Below are 19,027 nucleotides of genomic sequence, written 5' to 3'. Positions count from 1 at the left end.
ACTGGAGCTCATTGGGGTACTAGGCTATTCATTTTCTTATAGGGATGCTGCTTGCTCAGCCGAGCCCTCTTCCCAAAATTACGAGGGAATGACGGGCGGCTTTAATACTCTTCGTATTCCGCTAATAAGTCCTGCATTTCAGCATCTGTTGGTTCTAGTTCCAGGTAGTGGCGCAAAGTCGGCAGGAGCTGGTCACGCTGGCCGGTTTCCTGGTAGTAGCCCACCAGCTCCCTCAAGAAGGTCGGATTATCCGCATAGGCAGGGGCAGCCGCCTGGTAGCACTTGCCAGCCTGGGCAAATTCTTCCGTCCGCTGGTAGGACCGCGCCAGGTTCCAGTACACCTGCGGGTCCACCTCGTCCTCATCCAGCAACGGTGCCAGCAGGGCAATGTTCGCCTTGTCATCATGCTGGTGGAGGAGGAAGTTGCTGTATTGGAGGGTAATCGTCAGGTTATCCGGAGCAAGCTCATGGGCCTTGGTCAGGTACTTCTTCATTAATTTAGCGTTGCCCAGGTGGCTGACGATTGCGGCCGCCTGCGCATACAGCTGTTCGTTGTACTGGTCAACCCCCAGCCCTTCCTGGGCGACCGTTAATGCCTGCTGGTACTTGTGCTGCTTGGTCAGCGCGGTTGCCAGGGCCGGATAGGCCGACGCGTACTGGGGGTCCTCCTTTATCAGGGCGGTCAGTTCTTTTTCCGCGGCAGTCAATTGCCCGAGTGACAGTTCGGTCAGCCCGGTTTGAAAACGAATGTCACTGGTTTGGTATTCCGGCTTGACCTGTTGCAGGTAGCCAAGTGCCTGCTTAAACTGGCCGCTTTGGGCATAACACATCCCCAAACGGCCGGCAATATCCACCTTTGCAAAATCGGTATAGCCATGCTTGATCAACGCAAAGTAGTAGCGAAGCGCCTCGTCATAGTGGCCAATCAGAAAGTAGAATTCACCAAGAGCAAACTCCACTGCCGGTTCGTCTGGGGCCAGCTGGTAAGCCTCCTGCAGCTTCTGTTCAGTGACCTCAAACTCCTCCTCCGTTTGGTAGAGGTCGGCCGCCACCAGCAACGACTCCAAATAAGCTGGCGAATTCGGCTGAACCTGGGCCAAGTAGGAAAGGGCTTCATCATTGTGACCCTCGTCAATCGCGATCGCCGCCAGGTTGGTGCGCAGCTCGTCTTCATCGGGGTAGCGGTCCAGCAGGGTCAGGTATACCCGCCGGGCTTGTTGTAAAAAGCCCAGGCCGTAAAGCTCTTCGCCAAGACTGAACAGCATCTCGTCATCATCGTTTGCCAGGGCCTGGCGAAAACTTGACCGGGCCGCTTCCAGTTGCCCATTTTGAAGCTGGTCCAGCATTTGTTCTGAGTAAGTCATCCTCGTCCCTCCTCATGTAATTACTTACTCTACTATACCATGAGAAAAAATAAAGCGAGAAGGAAAACCTTCTCGCTTTATCGTCTTTAGGCTGTCAAATTACTTAACAGCATCCTTTAAAGCTTTACCAGGCTTAAATGCTGGTACCTTGCTTGCAGGAATTTGGATTTCTTGTCCAGTTTGTGGGTTACGGCCCTTCCGTGCAGCACGTTGACGTACTTCGAAGTTACCGAAGCCGATCAATTGAACCTTTTCCCCCTTGGCCAATGATGCTTGAATTGAACTGAAAACTGCGTCTACAGCTGCAGTAGCATCCTTCTTGGTCAAGCCAGTTGCATTAGCAACATTGCTTACTAATTCTGCTTTGTTTGCCATTTGTTTTCACCTCCCACAAGTCAACGCGCACTGCGCTGACACTCAAATGTTAATTTTGAGTGGTCCAAAATTAACGAAATAATTACGAGGAGTTCGTATCATTTCATTGTTAAGGTTAGCATAGTGAAACCCTGCTGGCAAGCGGTTTTGGCAAGATTTCACGCGATTTTTAATCTTTTTTATTGCCGTTGCCGCTTGATGATGTGGAGGGGCGTTCCCGTGAAGTCAAAGGCCTGGCGAATTTGATTTTCCAAATAGCGCTCGTAGGAGAAGTGCATCAGCTCAGGATCATTGACAAAGACCACAAAGGTCGGCGGGGCCGTGGCCACCTGGGTCGCATAGAAGATCCGCAGGCGCTTCCCATTTTGCGTCGGCGTAGGGTTAGCGGCAATCGCGTCCATGATGACGTTATTGAGCACGGAAGACTTGATCCGCCGTTCGTGGTGCGCGTAAACCTCCTCAATCATTTCCGGCAGCTTATTTAACCGCTGCTTGGTCTTAGCAGACACAAAGATAATCGGTGCATAGGACAGGTACTGGAACTCATGGCGAATCAGGTTGGTAAAGTCGGTCATCGTTCGCTGGTCCCGGCCTTCAATCGTATCCCACTTATTTACGGCAATGATCACCCCGCAGCCGGCTTCATGGGCGTAACCGGCAATGTGCTTATCGATCTCGCGAATGCCTTCTTCGGCGTTCAAGACCACCAGCACAACGTCGCTATCATCAATCGCCCGCATTGCCCGCATGAGGGCGTACCGCTCGGTATTTTCGTAGATCTTGCCCTGCTTACGGATACCCGCGGTGTCAATCATGGTAAATTCCTGACCATCCGGGGCCACAAAACGCGTATTGATGGCGTCCCGAGTGGTCCCAGCCATATTGGAAACGATCACCCGATTTTCCCCAAGGATACCATTAACTAAGGATGACTTACCGACGTTCGGCCGGCCAATCAGGCTAAAGCGAATACTATCATCAGCTTCGTTAGCGGCATTCTCAGGAAAGTGGTGGATAACTGCATCCAAGAGGTCCCCGAGGCCGACCCCGTGTACACTGGAAACTGGGTATGGTTCGCCCAGCCCCAGGGAATAGAAGTCGTAAACATCGTTTCGCCGCTCTGGATTATCAACCTTGTTGACCGCCAGCACAACCGGCTTGTTGGAACGATAAAGGATTCGTGCAACCTGTTCGTCCGCATCCGTAACCCCGCTCTCGACGTCAACGACGAGGACAATGACATCCGCCTCATCAATGGCAATCTCCGCCTGCTGCCGAATCTGGGTCAGCAGGGGCTGGTCGGAAAGTTCAATTCCCCCGGTATCGATCATGTTGAAGTTCTTTCCCAGCCATTCGCCATGGGCGTAAATCCGGTCCCGTGTAACCCCCGGGGTGTCCTCAACGATTGAGATCCGTTCGCCAGCAATCCGGTTAAAGAGGGTCGACTTACCGACGTTCGGCCGGCCGACAATTGCAACAACTGGATTTGTCATACTTTCACCTTCCTTCAAAGAATAAAAAGGAAGTAACCACCAACGGCGCCACTTCCTTATTAATAGTTAATTTTTATTTAGCGAAATTAGTTCCGCAGGTTCTTCAATTGGTCACCAATCAGGTCACCCATTGAGAAACCACTCTCTTCTTCAGGGGCGTTGCTCATTGCGGAACGGTTGTTGTTCCGGCGGGAGCGACGACGACCACGGTAGTTTTCACCGTTGTCGCTTTCTTCACCCTTCGGCCGTTCTTCCAGCGCCTTCATGGAAAGGCCAAGCCGTTGCCGTTCTGGGTCAACGTTTAAGACCTTCACTTGAACTTCCTGACCCGGCTTCAAGACATCGGCTGGAGTAGCGATGTGCTTGTGGGAGATTTGGGAAATGTGAACCAAACCTTCAACACCAGGGAAGACTTCGACAAATGCACCGAAGCTCGTCAGCCGCTTAACGGTACCAGTCAGGGTGCTGCCAGCAGGCGCCTTTTCTTCGATATCATCCCATGGTCCCGGTAGAGTTTGCTTGATGGACAGGGAAATCCGTTCACGGTCTGGGTCAACACTCAGTACCTTAACCTTAACGTCTTGACCAGCAGACAGAACGTCTGACGGCTTGTCAACGTGGTCGTAGGAAATTTCAGAAACGTGAACCAAACCGTCAACGCCGCCCAAGTCAACGAAGGCACCGAAGTTAGTCATCCGAGCAACCTTACCTTCAACCACGTCACCTGCTTGTAATTCAGCAAAAATCTTTTCAGCAGCTTGTTCGTGTTCTGCCTTAACGATTTCCTTGTGGGACAGGATCAGGCGGTTTTCGCTTGGTTCAATTTCGATAATCTTGAATTCAAGTTTTTGACCCTTGAACTGGTTCAAGTCTTCAACGTAGTGATCAGTGATCATTGAAGCAGGAACAAAGCCACGTACTCCAGCATCAACAACTAAACCACCCTTAACTGCCTGGGTAACCTTAGCAGTGATGGTTTCACCATCGTCAAACTTCTTTTGAATGTCATCCCAAACCTTACGGGCTTCCAGACGACGGTGAGAAAGTAAGTAACTACCATTTTCCTTATCGTTGCCAATCTTGGAGATGACAACTAAGTCTAATTCGTCACCTACTTTAACTGCATCATTGATGTCTTCAACTGGCTTGGTTGATAATTCCTTAGCAGGGACGACACCTTCAACCCCTGCATCCTTAATACCAACGATAGCTTGGCGATCATCATCGATTGCCAAAACTTCACCCTTGACAACATCGCCCACCTTTACAGTTTCAATGCTATCAAGCGCTTCTAACATATCGTTCTTGTTTTCGTTGTTTTCAGCCATTAAAAAAAATCCTCCTTGCAACAATCAACTCTGAAGACTATTCTACTAGAAAACTTAACCCTTTTCCAGTGTTTAAGCCAATTCGTTGAGAGTTTTTTTGACAATTGCACTGATGCGGTCGACAACCTCCTCAATCGTCAGGGAAGTCGTATCTAAGCGCAGTGCATCCGGTGCCTGAACCAGCGGTGAAACTTTTCGCGAGGAGTCTTTTTGGTCCCGCAATTCAATTTCCCTTTGCAGTTCTTCTAGGGAAGCGGTCGCAATTCCCTTCTCCTGGTTCTCAACGTAGCGGCGCCGGGCCCGTTCGTGAGCGCTGGCAACCATAAAAATCTTGACGGGAGCGTTGGGCAGGACAGTTGAGCCGATGTCACGACCGTCCATGACGATTCCCCCCTCTTCCGCGATCTGCCGTTGCTGACGAGTCATTTCTTCTCGTACCGCCGGGATTGCCGCCACCGCCGATACGTTCTGGTCAATCCGGCCCTGGCGAATGGCCGTCGTGACGTCCTGCCCGTCTAAGAAGACCCGCTGTTCCGGCTCCCCCGGAGCAAAACTGATCTTAATTGCCTGGGCAAGCCGGCTTACCCGCACGGTATCCGTTAAGTCCAGCCCCTGGTTAAGAGCTGCTAGGGTAACTACCCGGTACATTGCTCCGGTATCGCAATATACATATTGAAAACGCTTGGCGACGAGTTTGGCGACCGTCGACTTACCGGCCGACGCTGGGCCATCAATGGCTACTTGAATTCCTTTTTTCATGAGTATTGTACTTTCCACTCCCTAGTTATTACCGTACCCGGAGCTGCTGTCCAGGGTGGATTGGTGTATTGATTGAGATGTTGTTCAGCCGGGCTAGTTCCTGGGCCGTCAACCCGTTTTGCGCGGCAATGCGGTAGACGCTTTGCCCCCGGCGGACAACGACGTACTGGCGGTTAGCGGCCGTCGACTGACGGTTGCTCATCGTTTGCCCGGCCGCCGACTGGTTCGTCCGGGCAGATTCTTGAGAATAACCGTTAGCTGAGCTGCTGGTCTTGGCACTCGTTGACGGCTTGCTGGTCGACCGGCTGCTGGTCGCAGACCCTAGCCGATGAGTTGCTTTTTTTTTACTACTCACGGCTGCTGTCTGCTCCGTCCGGGCCGGGTGGTTGAACGATTGCTTATTATTTAGCCAGAAAATCAGCGGCGAAGCGGCCAGCACGATGATTAAAACCACCAAAACCGTGGTAATGGTCGAACTGTGCGCCTCCTGTTTGCGCCGTTCCGTCCGTGATAGGTGGCCGGTACGGTCAAGGTCTTCGTTATCGGTAAACTTTTTATCCCACAATTCATCATTTTGACGGCGGCTTTCTTCACGTTTTTCACTCATAGCTTGTGCCCCTCCCTTCTCCATTAAAAGTTAACATTTTGATTGTAGCGCACAAATTTGCTCCTTGTCTAGCTGGTAAAACCACTTTAGCTAAGATTTAACAAGCCGCGCAGCTGCTGATCCCAATCATCATTCCCCGCTTGCGGAGAAGGCAATGGCCGGGGCGGCAGGAGCGGCTGACTTAACCAGTCAGGACTCTCGTGATCACAGCAGCGGTCTTGGTCAACCGGCCGTTCACCAAAATAATTTAATAAAAAGGCCCGCCGGCAGGAGTCAAGGCTAAGGTAGCTTTGTACCTGTTCTAACTGCCAGCGGTTTTGCTGGCGACGCCGGTTAAAGGCGGTGACAAGCTGGTCCACGGTATAGTGCTGCCGAAAGTAAAAGGTGAAGAGTTCATGGTTGGCCCCCAAAGCGGCTGAGGCGAGTTCCCCCTGCCGGACCCTTTCCAACAGAGAAACGGGCGGCAAATCGATGGTCGTCAGCTGACGGGCAAGGAGACCATCGCCAGGACTGGCTAGCAAAATGGCCGCGCTCTGTTGCCCATCACGACCGGCCCGGCCAATTTCCTGGACATAGTCCGCCAGGTTGGTCGGCTGGTGGTAGTGGATAATAAACCGGATATCCGCCTTGTCCACCCCCATTCCAAAGGCACTCGTGGCACAAATCAGCTGGAGGTCGTTATTCATAAACTGCTGCTGAACGCGAAACCGGTCAGCAGCTGGCATCCCCGCATGGTAAGCCGCAACGGCAATGCCGCTCTGCTTTTGCAACCAGGCGGCAGTCATAGTAGCAAGCCGGCGACTGGCAAAATAAACGATTCCCGCACCAGAAAGGGCTTGGACCAGCTGCAACAGCCGCGGCGCTTTTTCATCCGGCGAGGTCAGCTGCTCCACCGCCAGAAAAATATTTTCCCGGTTAACCGACCGGCGGATCAACGTCACCCCTTCCCGGGAAAGGCCAAGCTTGGCCAGAATATCCGCCTGAACCCGTGGCGGTGCCGTAGCGGTAAGCATCAGGGTTACCGGGTTGTCCAGCAGTTCCCGCAGCTGCCGCAGCAACAGGTATTCCGGCCGAAAATCCGGTCCCCACTGAGAAATGCAATGGGCTTCGTCAATGGTTAGGATTGCAACGTGCACCCGGCGCAATGCGGTGCTAACCGTCGGGTTCGCTAAGATTTCTGGAGAAGCAAAAACAAACTTGGCCTGGCCAAGCCGCCCCAACTGCTGCTCCCGGGCCCGCTTATCCTGGCCGCTCAGCAGCAAGACGCGTTTCTCCCCGCGCCGGTGGAGGCGGTCGACCTGGTCCTGCATTAACGAGATCAGCGGCGAAACAACCAGGACAATTCCCGGGGTCAGGTAGGCCGGGAGTTGGTAAAGCAACGACTTCCCCCCGCCAGTCGGCAGAACCGCGAGCGTGTCCTGGCCGGCTAGAACCGCCTCAATTGTCGCCAACTGGCCATCACGAAATTTCTGATAGCCAAAACGGCGGTGCAGTGTCTGGTAGATCCGGTCACGATTCATTTGACAAATGCTCCTTATAAATTTGGTAGAGACGGAAATAATAAAAATCAGCGTTAGCATCCCCGCTCCAGCTTTGAAAACGCCACTGGGCAACATCCCCGTGATAGCGGCTAGCCAGCTGCGCGCGTTGTGCCGGCGGCAGCAGTTGGGACCAGTTAAACTGCTGGGGCGTCAAAATGGCGGCGGTCAGGAGGTGTTCACGCACGGTTCCTAATTTCAGCCGGCGGCGGTCGGCAACCGTGGCAACGGCTAAGCCCTGCTGAACCATTTGGACCGTCGTCCGGCAGCTGCGTGAGATTGGCGCTGGTGCAATCAACGGCCGCAGCAGTTCAGCCAGGGGCCCCGCCGTCTGCCGGGCAAAGGCGGTGACGGCCAGCCACAGGTCGTGGTCAAGGACGAGGGCGTCCGCTAACGACATGTGCAGGTGGTCAGCCAGCTGGTCAATCGTCCACCCCGCCTGGTCGTGTCCAATCAGGCGGTTAACCAAGGCAATCCCCAGGTACTGGTCCTCCTTAGATAATAAATCAGCGAGGAGGTGCAGCTCGGCGTACACCTCGCACACAAGCCGGGGTGAATTAACGTGCTTAAACCAGCCCCGAACCGCTTCCTGGTCCGTAAAGGGTACTGCAAGGGGCGCGTAGCAGCGGTTCTGGTGGGCAAGTTCAGAAACTACTTGAAAGGCCAAGAGGAGGCGCCGCTGGACGGTATGCGTGTTGGCAAGCCAGTTCCAAGAATAAAAGTGGGGCTGGTAAACTGGCGGCTGAGTTTCCTCGTAGCTGACCCCCGCAGCGGTCAGCTTTAACCCGTCATCTTCAGTCCGTTCGAGCAATTGGGCCTCAATTAACGCTGCCACCTCCTGGTCAAATTGCTCCCGGCTCAGCCGGCGTCGAGCCCCCAGCCAGGTTAAGATCCCGTACTGCTGGGCCCAGAACAGGGTGGCGACCGTCTGCCGATTAGTAAGGACGTTTTCAATCACCCGCTCCCGCCGCGGCTGGTGGTAGCTACATAAACGCAGTAGGTACGTATTCATCGCCATTCCCCCTCCCTTTAAATAAAACGTTAACCGCGCCGATTTCTCCTAAAATGTTGGCGAACGACGGTAAATTGCCTGCAGCGCGGACTAACGGTAGTCAGGACCGCCGGCACGCCAAATAATGAATGAGACCCCACCCGCACCTGCCGTGCCGATGAAGTCTCACCGCTTACTATCAACCACTATTCCATTCGGTGCCGCCGTAGCCACTGCCGCAAGTGGGCTGCAATTAAAGCAAAAACGATCGACAGCAGCAGTCCCTTGATAAGGTTAAAGGGCAGGACCCCTACCGCTACCAGCTGGGCAACTGGCAGTGAAGACTGCCAATGCCAGACGGCCATGTAGAGGGGGGTAATTACCCAGAGGTTCAACAGGGACATCACCACCGTCAGCACAAGCGTTGCAAGGGGGATCGCCGTCAGCATTTGCCGCTTAAACGACCACTCCGTACGCCGCCAGACATAGCAAAACGGGAGCAACAACGCCATGGACGAAATAAAGTCGCTGCCGACCCCAATCAGGTCGCCGATTGCAAAACCATTAACCATCGCGTGCAGGAAACACTTGATTAGGGCTACTGACACTCCCGCGAACGGCCCGTAGAGGTAGCCGCCCAGCAGAACCGGGATGTCGGAAAAATCAATCTTGAGGTATGAAGCGACCGGGATAATTGGGAATTCAAACATCATGAGGATAAAGGCCAAGGCGCCCAAGCAGGCAACGCCGACCATCCGTTGAATCCGCTGATGTGATACTGTCATAAATAAACAACCTCCATTGAGATTGCCTTCGTTGGCCTTCCCACAAAGAAATGCGCTGCCAACTATCCATAGTCAACAACGCATTAGTTCATAGAAATCTTCTATATACCAGACTTTACTGTCGGCACTGGACTTGCACCAGATTCAACCGTTCACACGGGTTGCGGGCTGTAACCGCCGGTCGGGAATTCCACCCTGCCTTGAAGACGAATCAGATCATATTTTACGTTTTCATTGTAGCGGGATTTCCGCGCTATGTCAACGTTGGTGGCTTACCGCCGCCGCTTTACGAGTCCTACAAGCACCCCTTTAGAGCCGGGTTAGCCGTTTAACCTCTTCCGGACGCAACTCCCGATAATCACCGGGCTGAACCCCTTGCAGGGTCAAGAAGCCGTAGCTCTCGCGGTGCAGCTTAATAACCGGGTGGCCAACTGCAGCCAGCATCCGCTTAACCTGGTGATAGTGACCCTCGTGAATCGTCAGCTGCACGATACTCGTCCGTTTTTCCCGGTCGGTCGCCTTCAGCCGGGCCTTGGCCGGTTGGGTCCGGCGGCCATCGACCTTGACGCCCGTCCGCAGGCGCTTGAGGTCGTCATTGCTGACCAGCCCCTTCACCTTGGCTACGTACGTTTTGTCGACCGCAAACTTAGGGTGCATCAGCTTGTTCGCCAGTGCCCCGTCATTGGTCAAAAGCAATAATCCGGTCGTATCGTAGTCCAAACGGCCAACGGGATAGATTCGTTCCTCAATTTCATCCTCACGAAGGATGTCGACAACCGTCCGCCGCCCCTTCTCGTCATGGGCACTGGAAATCACTCCCCGCGGCTTATTCAGCAGGTAGTAAACGTGCTTTTCCCGGTGCAGCGGTACCCCGTCCACTTCAATCCGGTCCCTGGCAGCCACCTTTGTTCCTAACGTCGTTACCGTCTGCCCGTTAACCTGGACGTGGCCGGTCGCAATCAGTTTTTCCGATGCCCGGCGTGACGCCACTCCGGCCTCTGCCATCGCCTTTTGTAAACGTTCCATTATTTTTCCTCCTCATGCCGTTCCCGCGACTGCAACGCCGCTAGGAATAGGTCACCACTCAATCCAGGATCATCAGCATCCACCTGTTCAGGTAAAGCAGGCAGCTCGTCCAGCGAACCCAGGCCGAAATAGTCCAAAAAGTTGTCGGTCGTGACGTACAAAAACGGGCGCCCTGGCGCATCCAGGCGGCCCTTTGTGTCGATCAGTCCCCGCACCATCAGTTTTTGGATCCCGCCCGAACTTTGAACGCCCCGGATGCTGTCAATTTCAAGCCGGGTAATCGGCTGACGATAGGCAATGATGGCGAGTGTTTCCAACAGGGCGGTGGTTAGGGGGACCGTCAGCGGCACCTCGAAAAAGTGCTTAATCACCGGTGCCAGCTCCTGTTTCGTCGCAAGCCGGTAAGTATCCGCACTCTGGAGCAGGATTAACGCCGAATCCTGGTCCTGCGCGTACTTCGTTTGCAAATCCGCCAGCATCCTGCGCAGGGCGGGCTTCATAAAGCCGGTGATCTTGGCAAGATCGCCCAAGGTGATGCCCTCATCCCCACTGATAAATAAAAGACCTTCCACTTGGGCCAGGTTACTTGCTTGTGTCTTCGTCATCAATTCGCGTTCCCTTCACTAAAATAATTGGGCCAAATAATTCCGCCTGCTGCACCGCAATCCGCTGGTGCTTGCTTAATTCCAGGACGGCGATAAAGGTCGTCACCAACTGGTTACGGCTGCGGTCATCGGCAAACAGCGCGGCAAATTGGATTGGTCCCGCCTTTACCCGTTTAACTACCGCCGCCATCCGTTCGGCCACGCTGACCTTTTCCGTAGCGACCGTTTCAACCACTGGCTGAGCTAACCGGTGCTTGCGCAGCACCTCCACAAAGGCCGCCTGGAGCTGGTCGACCGTCACTCCCGGCTCCACGTTGGCGCTTATCAGGTCCCGGGGAACGTGCATGGCAGGACGGGTATACTCCTGCTGGCGGAGGCTTTCCTTATCCTTTAACTGGTCCGCCGCTTTTTTATAACGCTGATATTCGAGCAGCTGCTCAACCAGCTCTTCCCTGGGATCCGGCAGCACTTCGGTTTCTTCGTCCGGCTCAACGGGCTGCGGCAACAGCATCTGGCTCTTGATATTCATCAGCGTCGCCGCCATCACAAAGTAATCACCAGCAATTTCAAGCTGGTGAGCCTGCTGCTGGTGCAAAAAGGCGAGGTACTGACTGGTAATCTGGACAATCTGAATGTCATAAATGTCCATCTTGTTTTCCCGAATGAGGTGGAGGAGCAGGTCCAGCGGCCCCTCAAAGTCGGCGATCTTAATTGTTGGCTGGTACGGATACTCCGTCACTGCTTTAGTGCTCATTGAACTGCTCCCAATTAGTAATTAACGGCTGGGTCTTCAAGGTTCCCATCAGGCGTTTCCCTGGATAGCGGTCCTGGAGGGCGGTCAAGAGGGCAAACACGTTCTTCCCCGACCGTTCACTCGGGGTAAAAGAAAAACGCCGCAAAAGCACATATTCGGCCCCTTCTTCAACAATCGCAATCGCGATAAAGTGGTTATCCTCAGCGTCCTTCCACAAGAATACTGGGTAGTCAGCCGCCAGTGCCCCGCTAGTTCGTCCGTAAAGCGGCCGTAGTTTCGCAAGTCGGGAGCGAGGGACAATAGCCCCATCGCAATCTTTTCGTAATCCTTTCGGTACCGTACTAGCACACTTTTTCACTCCTCAAATTTTCGGTTGGTGCTGCCGGTAGTCAGCACTTAATTCCTGGACCGTCATTTTCAAGTAAGGCTTAATTGCCCGCAATTCGCTATACCCAAGCATCTCCTGGATGAGCCGGCCATCGGCCCCGCTTTGCAAGAGCTGGACTGCAAAGGAATAGCGCAGGGTCCGTGGCGTAACCGTCTTCTCAATACCAGCCCGCCGGACCAGTTCCCGCAGTTTTTTCCAGATCCCCTGCCTCGTCAGCTGGTGGCCATGGGCATTGACAAACACCGCCTGTTCACCCATCGCCGCCAGTTGCGGCCGAACTGCGGCTAAATAATGCTCCAGTTCTTGGACCGCCTGGTCACTGACCGGTACCAGCCGTTCCCGCCGACTGCCGCTGCCAAGGCGAAGCATTTTAATATCCAGGTGGAGGTCAGTAAGCAGCAAGGCCACCAGTTCACTGACCCGCATCCCGGTAGTCGCCAGCACGGCAAGCATTGCCCGGTCACGTTTCCCCAGCGGGTGGTCCGGGTTGGGTGCCGCCAGCAGCTGCTTAATTTCCGCCGCAGTCAGGATGACCGGCGGTGTGTCATCCGTCTGTTCCTGGTTATCAATCAGCTCGGTCGGGTTGAAGCGCAGCTGCTGGTGCCGGACCAGGTAGCGGTAAAACTGGCGCAAGGCCGATAGCTGCCGGTTAATCGTTGCCGGTGACCGGCCCCGCTTCTTCTGCTCGGCAACCAGGGCTAGCAGCTGGTACTGATCCACCGCCGTCCAGTCGCTAACCCCCCGCTGCCGAAAAAAGGCCACGGCCTGGTCCAGGTCCCGGCGGTAGCTCAGTAGCGTGTTCGCGGACCGGCCGTGGTTGCTCTTCAGGTAAGCTAAATACTTGTCAACAAGTTCATCCATTCCGCCTACTCTTCTTTCTGCAGCAGGACCAGCTGGCCGTTCGTTTCCTCAACCAGTCCGGCCTTCAGTAAGTGCCCCACGGCCCGCTTGAACTGCCCCTTGCTGATGCCAAAGGCCTGCCGAATCACCTGCGGGGCGGTCTTGTCCGTGTACGGCAGGCGGTGGTTTAAGTCGTGCTTTAACATCGTCAAGATCATCGCCGCGTCCTCGTCAATCGCTTGGTACGCCCGGGGCTTCAGGGAGAGGTTCAAGCTGCCGTGCGATGACAAGCCAATCACCCGGGCCTTGACTCGCTGGCCGAGCCGGGGTTCCTGGTCACGTTCGCTCGGGTGAATAAAGCCGAGCTGGTAATCATCGGTAATTACGTGAGTCCCGTTCAGCTTCAGCCGGTAAACGGTTGCCATCACGTCCCGGTTTAACGCCCGCTTCGACGGAGCAGTCGAGATGGTCTGGTAAATCTGGTCGTCGGCTAACTGACCCCAGACCCGGTCCTTGCTGTCAACCCGGAGGGCCATCAGGAGGCGGTCACCCGGCTGTGGCCACAGGTGCTTTAGTTCCGGCAGGTCATCCAGCGAAACAACAATGTCCTTGTTCGGAAGGCCAATGTCCACAAACACGCCCAGATCACGGCGAACGCTTACCACCGTTCCGTAATCATAGTGGTCCACCTGGATGGTGGGAACGTGCTGGCAGGTCATCTGTAATTGGTGGTCTTCATTCTCGTACACAAAGCCCCGCACCTGGCCACCAATGTGCAGCTCCTGGGGACTCTCCGCCTTTGGCAAGCGATAGGTCTGACCATTGCGGTCCGGCTGAACAAAATAGTCCTGGGCGTTCTCATCGATCATGACCGCCGATACAACTTTTCCTAATGCTGAATTCATATTCTACCCCGTTTTCTTAATTAATCCTGCTTAACATTTTACACGGCAACCGGGGCTTTGACCAGCACCGCCGAAGGGGAAAATCACGCAAGCCGCAAATAGCACGCAGCAGCATGGTACATAATAGAGGCCCAGAGCTCAAGAAGCGAACTCTGGACCTCTATTATGCTTTTAGCGACGAAGTCAATCCTCGTCGGGCGTTAATTGATGACTAAATTAGTCGATCGTCTTAACGCGCATCATGTTAGTTGCGCCTGGAACACCTAGAGGAACACCGGCAACGATGATGATCTTGTCACCCTTCTTTGCAAAGCCAAGCTCAACGGCCTTCTTTGCTGCCAGGTCGAACATCGTATCAGTATTCGTCATTTCGTCAACAACGTATGGTTGAACACCCCAGTTGATCATCAGGCCGCGTTCAACCCGTTCGTTTGGCGTCAAGGCAACGATGTCGGCGTTTGGACGGTACTTGGAAATCATCTTGGCGGTGTAGCCAGAAGCAGTGTAGGCTACGATCGTGTGGATGTCTAAGTCCTTGGCAGCGTTGGAAACAGCGGAACCGATCGTTTCGGTAACGTCGGACTTGTCCCAATCAAAGGTTTCAGTACCGAATTCCCAAAGGTGGTTTTCTGCCTTGATGTCAATTGCGTTCATCATTGCAACTGATTCTACCGGGTAATCACCGTTGGCACTTTCACCAGAAAGCATCGTAGCGTCAGTACCGTCAAAGACGGCGTTGGCAACGTCAGATACTTCGGCACGGGTTGGCCGTGGGTTTTCTTGCATGGAGTCCAGCATTTGGGTAGCAGTGATGACTGGCTTGCCCAGTTCGTTACAACGCTTAATCATGTGCTTCTGAACGATTGGCACGTTTTCAGCTGGAATTTCAACCCCCATGTCACCACGAGGAACCATCAGACCATCAGAAACTTCAATGATGGATTCGAAGTTGTCGATTCCTTCTTGGGATTCAATCTTAGGGAAGATTTGAACGTCTTCCATGTTCTTTTCCTTAAGAAGTTCACGGATGTCTTGAACATCTTGTGGCTTCCGAACGAAGGATGCAGAGATGAAGTTGATCTTGTTGTCCAGACCAAAGCGGATGTCGCTGCTGTCCTTTTCAGTAATCCCCGGCAGGTTGATGGAAACACCAGGAGCGTTAACACCCTTCCGTGAACCAAGAACACCGTGGTTTAAAACCTTGCAGACCAGCTCACGGTTAGCGTCGTCCTTTTCTTCGATCTGCATATCAATCAGGCCATCATCGAAGAGGACGTGGCCGCCAACGTGGGTGTCATCGTACAGGCCTGGGTAGGTAACAGCAATCTTGTCGTGAGTACCTTCAATGGAGTCATCCATTGAAATCCGTACTTCATCACCAATGTTGTATTCGATCTTACCTTCCTTTTGAACAGTAGTCCGAATTTCAGCACCCTTAGTATCCAGCATGATACCAACGTGCTTACCGGTGATTTCTTCGGCCTTCTTAACGTTTTGCATCCGGCCCAGGTGTTCTGGGTGGTCACCGTGTGAGAAGTTGAAGCGGAAAACATTTGCACCCGCTTGGATCAACTTAACGATTGTATCGACATCAGTACTTGCAGGACCAAGGGTACTTACAATCTTGGTTTTCTTCATAAATGAATCTCTCCTTTTGCATTTATGCATCAACTGCGGTCTGCATTTGCATCCCTCATTTGCACACTTGTATAATAGCACTTTTCAAAATAGGTGTCTTTATTTTTTGTGCAAAAGTTCTCAAGAAACCGCTGTCATCAAAAAAATGTTTTTATTTCTCATCGCCCTCTAATTTTTGAGTGATTGAAGGACAACGTTCTCCGCGCCCAGGAGGTCGGCCAAGCCTTGTCGGGTGGCCGGAGCGGTATTCATCCACCGACTGCTGGGCTCCAGCAGTTTTGCGTCAGTATGGGGGTAATACAGCAGTACTGGGACCGGCCCCCGGTGCTGCTGCATAAAGCGGTGCAGTGCCTGCCGAAGCGCCGGGGTGTCGGTCGCTTGAGGAACCCTGAGTACCCAGCGGGCGGCCGGAATCAGCTGCCGCTGCAGCTCCTTAGCGTCCTGAACCTGCTGAGCGATTACCTGTAAACCATGGCCCGCCCGTTCCTCCGTCTTGCCCGTGATCACCAGAACCTGGTTCCGCTCCAGCAGCTTTTGAAACTGCTGGTACTGTTGGGGAAAAACGGTTACGTCAACCAGGCCGCTTTCGTCGGAGGCGGACACAAACGCCATCGGTCGGTGGTCCTTTTTGGTGTGAATTACCTTGACCCGGTTGGTGAATACTATCAAAGTTACCCGCTGGTTGGGGCGCAGCTCTGTGATTCGGCCGGACCGCAGGCGACTAGCCAGCTGCCGGTACTGACTTACCGGATGGCCGGACAGGTACACCCCTAACAGCTCATTCTCCTTGGCCAACCGGGTCGTCAGCGGGTATTCCTGACGGTGACTGATTGAGGATTGCAGACTGGGATCGCCAGAAAGTCCTGGCAAGGTCGCCAGTAATTCAATTCCTGACAGGAGGTTGGGCAGGCTTTCCACCATCTCCGCCCGGTTATAGCCCAGGCCATCGCAGGCCCCGGCATAGATCAGCGGGGTAAGGACTTCCTCCTTGCGCCACTTATCCGGCAAGCGGTTGATGAGGTCGCGAATGTCTTTAAAGGGACCGTTAGCTTCCCGTTCCTGGAGCAGGTCAGCAACAAAGTCCCGCCGCAGCCCCTTGATTGCGGTCAGGCCAAAGTAAATCTGCTGGTCATGAACCGCAAACTGGGCCTGGCTAAGGTTAATCCGCGGGCCGTTGACCTTCACCCCCATCTTCTGCGCATTGGTCACGTGCTGGCGGAGCTTGGTGACGTTACTCTCCGCGTTGAGCAAGGCCGTATAAAATTCCGTCGGGTAGTGGCACTTGAGGTAGGCCATTTCAAAGGCCATTTTGGAATAAGCCACGGCGTGGGACCGGTTAAAACCGTAGTTAGCAAACTGGTCGATGTAGTCAAAAACCTGGCTCGCCAGTGCTGGCTGGTAGCCCTTTGCCTGGGCACCGGCCATAAACTTGGCCCGCATACTGTCCATGGTCTGCTTTTTCTTCTTGCTCATGGCCCGCCGCAGCAAGTCGGCCTCGCCCAGCGTAAAGCCGGCCATCGCCGACGCCAGCTGCATAACCTGCTCTTGATACACCAAGATTCCGTAAGTGGGGGCCAGAATCGGTGCCAGGGATTGGTCCGGCAGCTGAATGAGCTCCTGGCCCCGCTTCCGGGCGATAAAATGGGTGATGTTTTCCATCGGGCCGGGACGGTAAAGGGCATTAACCGCCACAATGTCTTCAAATTGGTCGGGATGCAGGGCGGTCAACACGTTGCGAATCCCCGCCGATTCAAACTGGAAGACCCCGTCGGTTTGCCCCCGCTGAAACAGCCGCAGGGTGGCCGGATCGGCTAGGCTGACCTGGTCCAAACTAAACTGGGGTTTCCGCTGGCGAATCATCTGGATCGTGTTGTCCATGATCGAGAGGTTGCGCAGGCCCAGGAAGTCCATTTTCAACAGTCCAAGCGCCTCGACAGTATCCTTCGGAAACTGGGTCATTAAAAGCCCCTCGCTCCCCTCTTGCAACGGGACAATCTCGTGCAGGGGGGCGGCCGACAGGACAATTCCCGCCGCGTGGGTGGAATAGTGCCGGGGCAGGCCCTCCAGCTGCTGGGCGACCCGGAAGAGCTGGCGCAGTTTCGGCTGGTCATTAAGGAGGTTCTTCAGCCGCTGCGACTCCCCCAGCGCCTGCTCAAGGGTAAACGAGCCGCCCTTGGGCAGGGTGTCTAGCAGGCTGGCCGTTTCAAACTTGGTCAGATTAAACACCCGGCTGACGTCCCGGAGCACCTGCTTGGCCGCCAGAGTACCGAAAGTAATGATCTGGGCCACCCGTTCATGGCCATACTTATCATGCACATATTTAAGGACCTCTTCCCGGCGATTATCAGGGATGTCCAGGTCGATATCCGGCATTTGTGCCCGCTCCGGGTTGAGAAACCGTTCAAACAAGAGCTGGTATTCCAGCGGGTCCACTTCCGTAATCGCCAGTGCGTAGGCCACTAGCGACCCGGCCGCCGACCCCCGCCCTGGGTCTGTGGTAATCTTCGTCCGGTGAGCAAAGTTCATCACGTCCCACACGATCAGGAAGTAATCATCAAAGCCCATCCGGTGGATCACCGCCAGTTCGTGGTCCAGGCGCTGGCGGTAGTCCGCCGCGGAATAGCCAGCCGCCACGGGCCGCTCCTTTAGCCCGGCAAGGCATAGCTGGTGAAGGTAGTCCGCCGGTGCTTCCCCATGGGGCGTCTGGTAGTGCGGCAGCACCGGGGCCTGAAACTTCAGTTCCACGTTGCACTGGTCAGCAATGGCGGCCGTGTTGGCGATAGCGGCCGCGAGTCCCGCCTGCTGGTACGCTTGTTCTATCTGTTGCCGTGCTGGCAAATAGTGATCCCCCGTGGCGGCAACCTGGGCATCCAGGTCGGTTAACTGGGCACCCTGGCCAATCGCCTGGAGGGTTTTGGCGGCAAACAGGTCGCTGGCGTTGAGGTAGTCAACCGGTGTCGTGGCTGCCAGCAAAACCCCGGCAGCCTGCGCGAAACGCTGGAGAGAAGCACGTTCAACTTCGTCTAATTGCAAGTTGATCCCCAGGTAAAGGCTGCTGCCGGCAATTTGCTTGAGCGGGTCAATCCAGTCGCTGCCCTGGCGGACCAGGTTGATCACCGTTAACTGAACCGGCAGGATTACTACCAAATCCTTCAGCAGCGGGCTGAGCTCCGCAATGGTCGCTGGTTCTGCCCGCTGGTTCGTAGTTTGCTGCCGCGTCGAGAGATCCATTAAGTTGCGGTAGCCCCGTTCATTCTTTGCTAACAGGGTCAATTTGAGCTGGCTGCCCGCGACGTCACCCAGGCTAGCCATGATTTGCAAGCCAAGCAACGGCTTCAGCCCCGCCTGCCGGGCAGTATTATAAAAGTCTACGGCCCCGTATAAAACATTTTCGTCGGTTAGCGCTAGGGCGGTATACCCGCGCTGTTTGGCCGCCTTGACCAGGTCCGGAATCCGGGTGGGACTCTGGAGTAAACTATAACTGCTGTGCACCTCTAGCGGTACATAATTCACGGCTTGCCGCCTCCTTTCCCTCAAATTATACCAAAAGATTCCCGGCTTGATGACTTTTTACCCCTGCCTTTCCCGACCACTTGTGCTAAAATGGTTATTATACAGAGGGGATGAAACT

16 protein-coding genes, 1 pseudogene and 1 riboswitch are annotated in these 19,027 nt (G+C 54.4%); all 17 genes and pseudogenes read right to left on the bottom strand.

Features of this window, described 5'->3' with window-relative positions:
* Positions 1 to 101: 101 nt before the first annotated feature.
* Complete coding sequence (locus HMPREF0494_RS01080) at positions 102 to 1,364, bottom strand: tetratricopeptide repeat protein (RefSeq protein WP_007123052.1); 1,263 nt, start codon at positions 1,362 to 1,364, stop codon at positions 102 to 104.
* A gap of 99 nt (positions 1,365 to 1,463) precedes the next feature.
* Positions 1,464 to 1,739 (bottom strand): HU family DNA-binding protein, encoded by a 276-nt coding sequence (locus HMPREF0494_RS01075; RefSeq protein ID WP_003711911.1) that lies wholly within the window; start codon positions 1,737 to 1,739, stop codon positions 1,464 to 1,466.
* A 179-nt stretch (positions 1,740 to 1,918) separates the two neighbouring features.
* The gene (der, locus tag HMPREF0494_RS01070; protein WP_007123051.1) at positions 1,919 to 3,232 is read right to left on the bottom strand and encodes a ribosome biogenesis GTPase Der; all 1,314 of its coding nucleotides are present in this window, start codon (positions 3,230 to 3,232) and stop codon (positions 1,919 to 1,921) included.
* A gap of 86 nt (positions 3,233 to 3,318) precedes the next feature.
* The gene (gene rpsA, locus HMPREF0494_RS01065; RefSeq protein ID WP_007123050.1) at positions 3,319 to 4,560 is read right to left on the bottom strand and encodes a 30S ribosomal protein S1; all 1,242 of its coding nucleotides are present in this window, start codon (positions 4,558 to 4,560) and stop codon (positions 3,319 to 3,321) included.
* Between the two features lie 72 nt (positions 4,561 to 4,632).
* Positions 4,633 to 5,319, bottom strand: coding sequence for a (d)CMP kinase (gene cmk / locus HMPREF0494_RS01060; protein ID WP_007123049.1), 687 nt, complete (start codon positions 5,317 to 5,319; stop codon positions 4,633 to 4,635).
* 28 nt (positions 5,320 to 5,347) lie between these two features.
* Positions 5,348 to 5,926, bottom strand: coding sequence for an SAG1386/EF1546 family surface-associated protein (locus HMPREF0494_RS01055; protein ID WP_040458632.1), 579 nt, complete (start codon positions 5,924 to 5,926; stop codon positions 5,348 to 5,350).
* A gap of 86 nt (positions 5,927 to 6,012) precedes the next feature.
* Positions 6,013 to 7,446 carry a RecQ family ATP-dependent DNA helicase gene (locus HMPREF0494_RS01050; RefSeq protein ID WP_007123047.1) on the bottom strand — a complete coding sequence of 478 codons (1,434 nt, stop codon included), beginning with the start codon at positions 7,444 to 7,446 and terminating at the stop codon, positions 6,013 to 6,015.
* Complete coding sequence (locus HMPREF0494_RS01045) at positions 7,436 to 8,476, bottom strand: helix-turn-helix domain-containing protein (RefSeq protein ID WP_225430213.1); 1,041 nt, start codon at positions 8,474 to 8,476, stop codon at positions 7,436 to 7,438. Before HMPREF0494_RS01045 ends, HMPREF0494_RS01050 begins: the two co-directional genes overlap by 11 nt.
* Before the next feature lie 185 nt (positions 8,477 to 8,661).
* Positions 8,662 to 9,240, bottom strand: coding sequence for an ECF transporter S component (locus tag HMPREF0494_RS01040; protein WP_040458631.1), 579 nt, complete (start codon positions 9,238 to 9,240; stop codon positions 8,662 to 8,664).
* A 92-nt stretch (positions 9,241 to 9,332) separates the two neighbouring features.
* Positions 9,333 to 9,452: riboswitch (FMN riboswitch) on the bottom strand.
* Positions 9,453 to 9,549: 97 nt separating this feature from the next.
* Positions 9,550 to 10,266, bottom strand: a complete 717-nt coding sequence (locus HMPREF0494_RS01035) for a pseudouridine synthase (RefSeq protein ID WP_007123044.1) — start codon at positions 10,264 to 10,266, stop codon at positions 9,550 to 9,552.
* The gene (gene scpB / locus HMPREF0494_RS01030; RefSeq protein WP_007123043.1) at positions 10,266 to 10,871 is read right to left on the bottom strand and encodes an SMC-Scp complex subunit ScpB; all 606 of its coding nucleotides are present in this window, start codon (positions 10,869 to 10,871) and stop codon (positions 10,266 to 10,268) included. The genes HMPREF0494_RS01035 and scpB overlap by 1 nt, the downstream gene beginning before the upstream one ends.
* Positions 10,849 to 11,625 (bottom strand): segregation and condensation protein A, encoded by a 777-nt coding sequence (locus HMPREF0494_RS01025; RefSeq protein WP_007123042.1) that lies wholly within the window; start codon positions 11,623 to 11,625, stop codon positions 10,849 to 10,851. The genes scpB and HMPREF0494_RS01025 overlap by 23 nt, the downstream gene beginning before the upstream one ends.
* Positions 11,615 to 11,973, bottom strand: a pseudogene (locus tag HMPREF0494_RS01020) (reductase). Before HMPREF0494_RS01020 ends, HMPREF0494_RS01025 begins: the two are co-directional and overlap by 11 nt.
* Positions 11,974 to 11,986: 13 nt before the next feature.
* On the bottom strand, positions 11,987 to 12,874 hold the full coding sequence (locus tag HMPREF0494_RS01015) for a tyrosine-type recombinase/integrase (RefSeq protein ID WP_007123040.1): 888 nt from the start codon (positions 12,872 to 12,874) through the stop codon (positions 11,987 to 11,989).
* A 5-nt stretch (positions 12,875 to 12,879) separates the two neighbouring features.
* A complete protein-coding gene (locus tag HMPREF0494_RS01010) occupies positions 12,880 to 13,758 on the bottom strand; it encodes a CvfB family protein (protein WP_007123039.1) in 879 nt (292 codons plus the stop codon).
* 216 nt (positions 13,759 to 13,974) lie between these two features.
* A complete protein-coding gene (gene pyk, locus HMPREF0494_RS01005) occupies positions 13,975 to 15,396 on the bottom strand; it encodes a pyruvate kinase (protein ID WP_007123038.1) in 1,422 nt (473 codons plus the stop codon).
* A 168-nt stretch (positions 15,397 to 15,564) separates the two neighbouring features.
* Positions 15,565 to 18,909 carry a DNA polymerase III subunit alpha gene (gene dnaE / locus HMPREF0494_RS01000; protein ID WP_007123037.1) on the bottom strand — a complete coding sequence of 1,115 codons (3,345 nt, stop codon included), beginning with the start codon at positions 18,907 to 18,909 and terminating at the stop codon, positions 15,565 to 15,567.
* Between the last annotated feature and the right edge of the window lie 118 nt (positions 18,910 to 19,027).

The sequence above is a fragment of the Limosilactobacillus antri DSM 16041 genome (assembly GCF_000160835.1).
Lineage (GTDB): Bacteria > Bacillota > Bacilli > Lactobacillales > Lactobacillaceae > Limosilactobacillus > Limosilactobacillus antri.
This window is presented reverse-complemented; position numbering and strand designations above follow the sequence as displayed.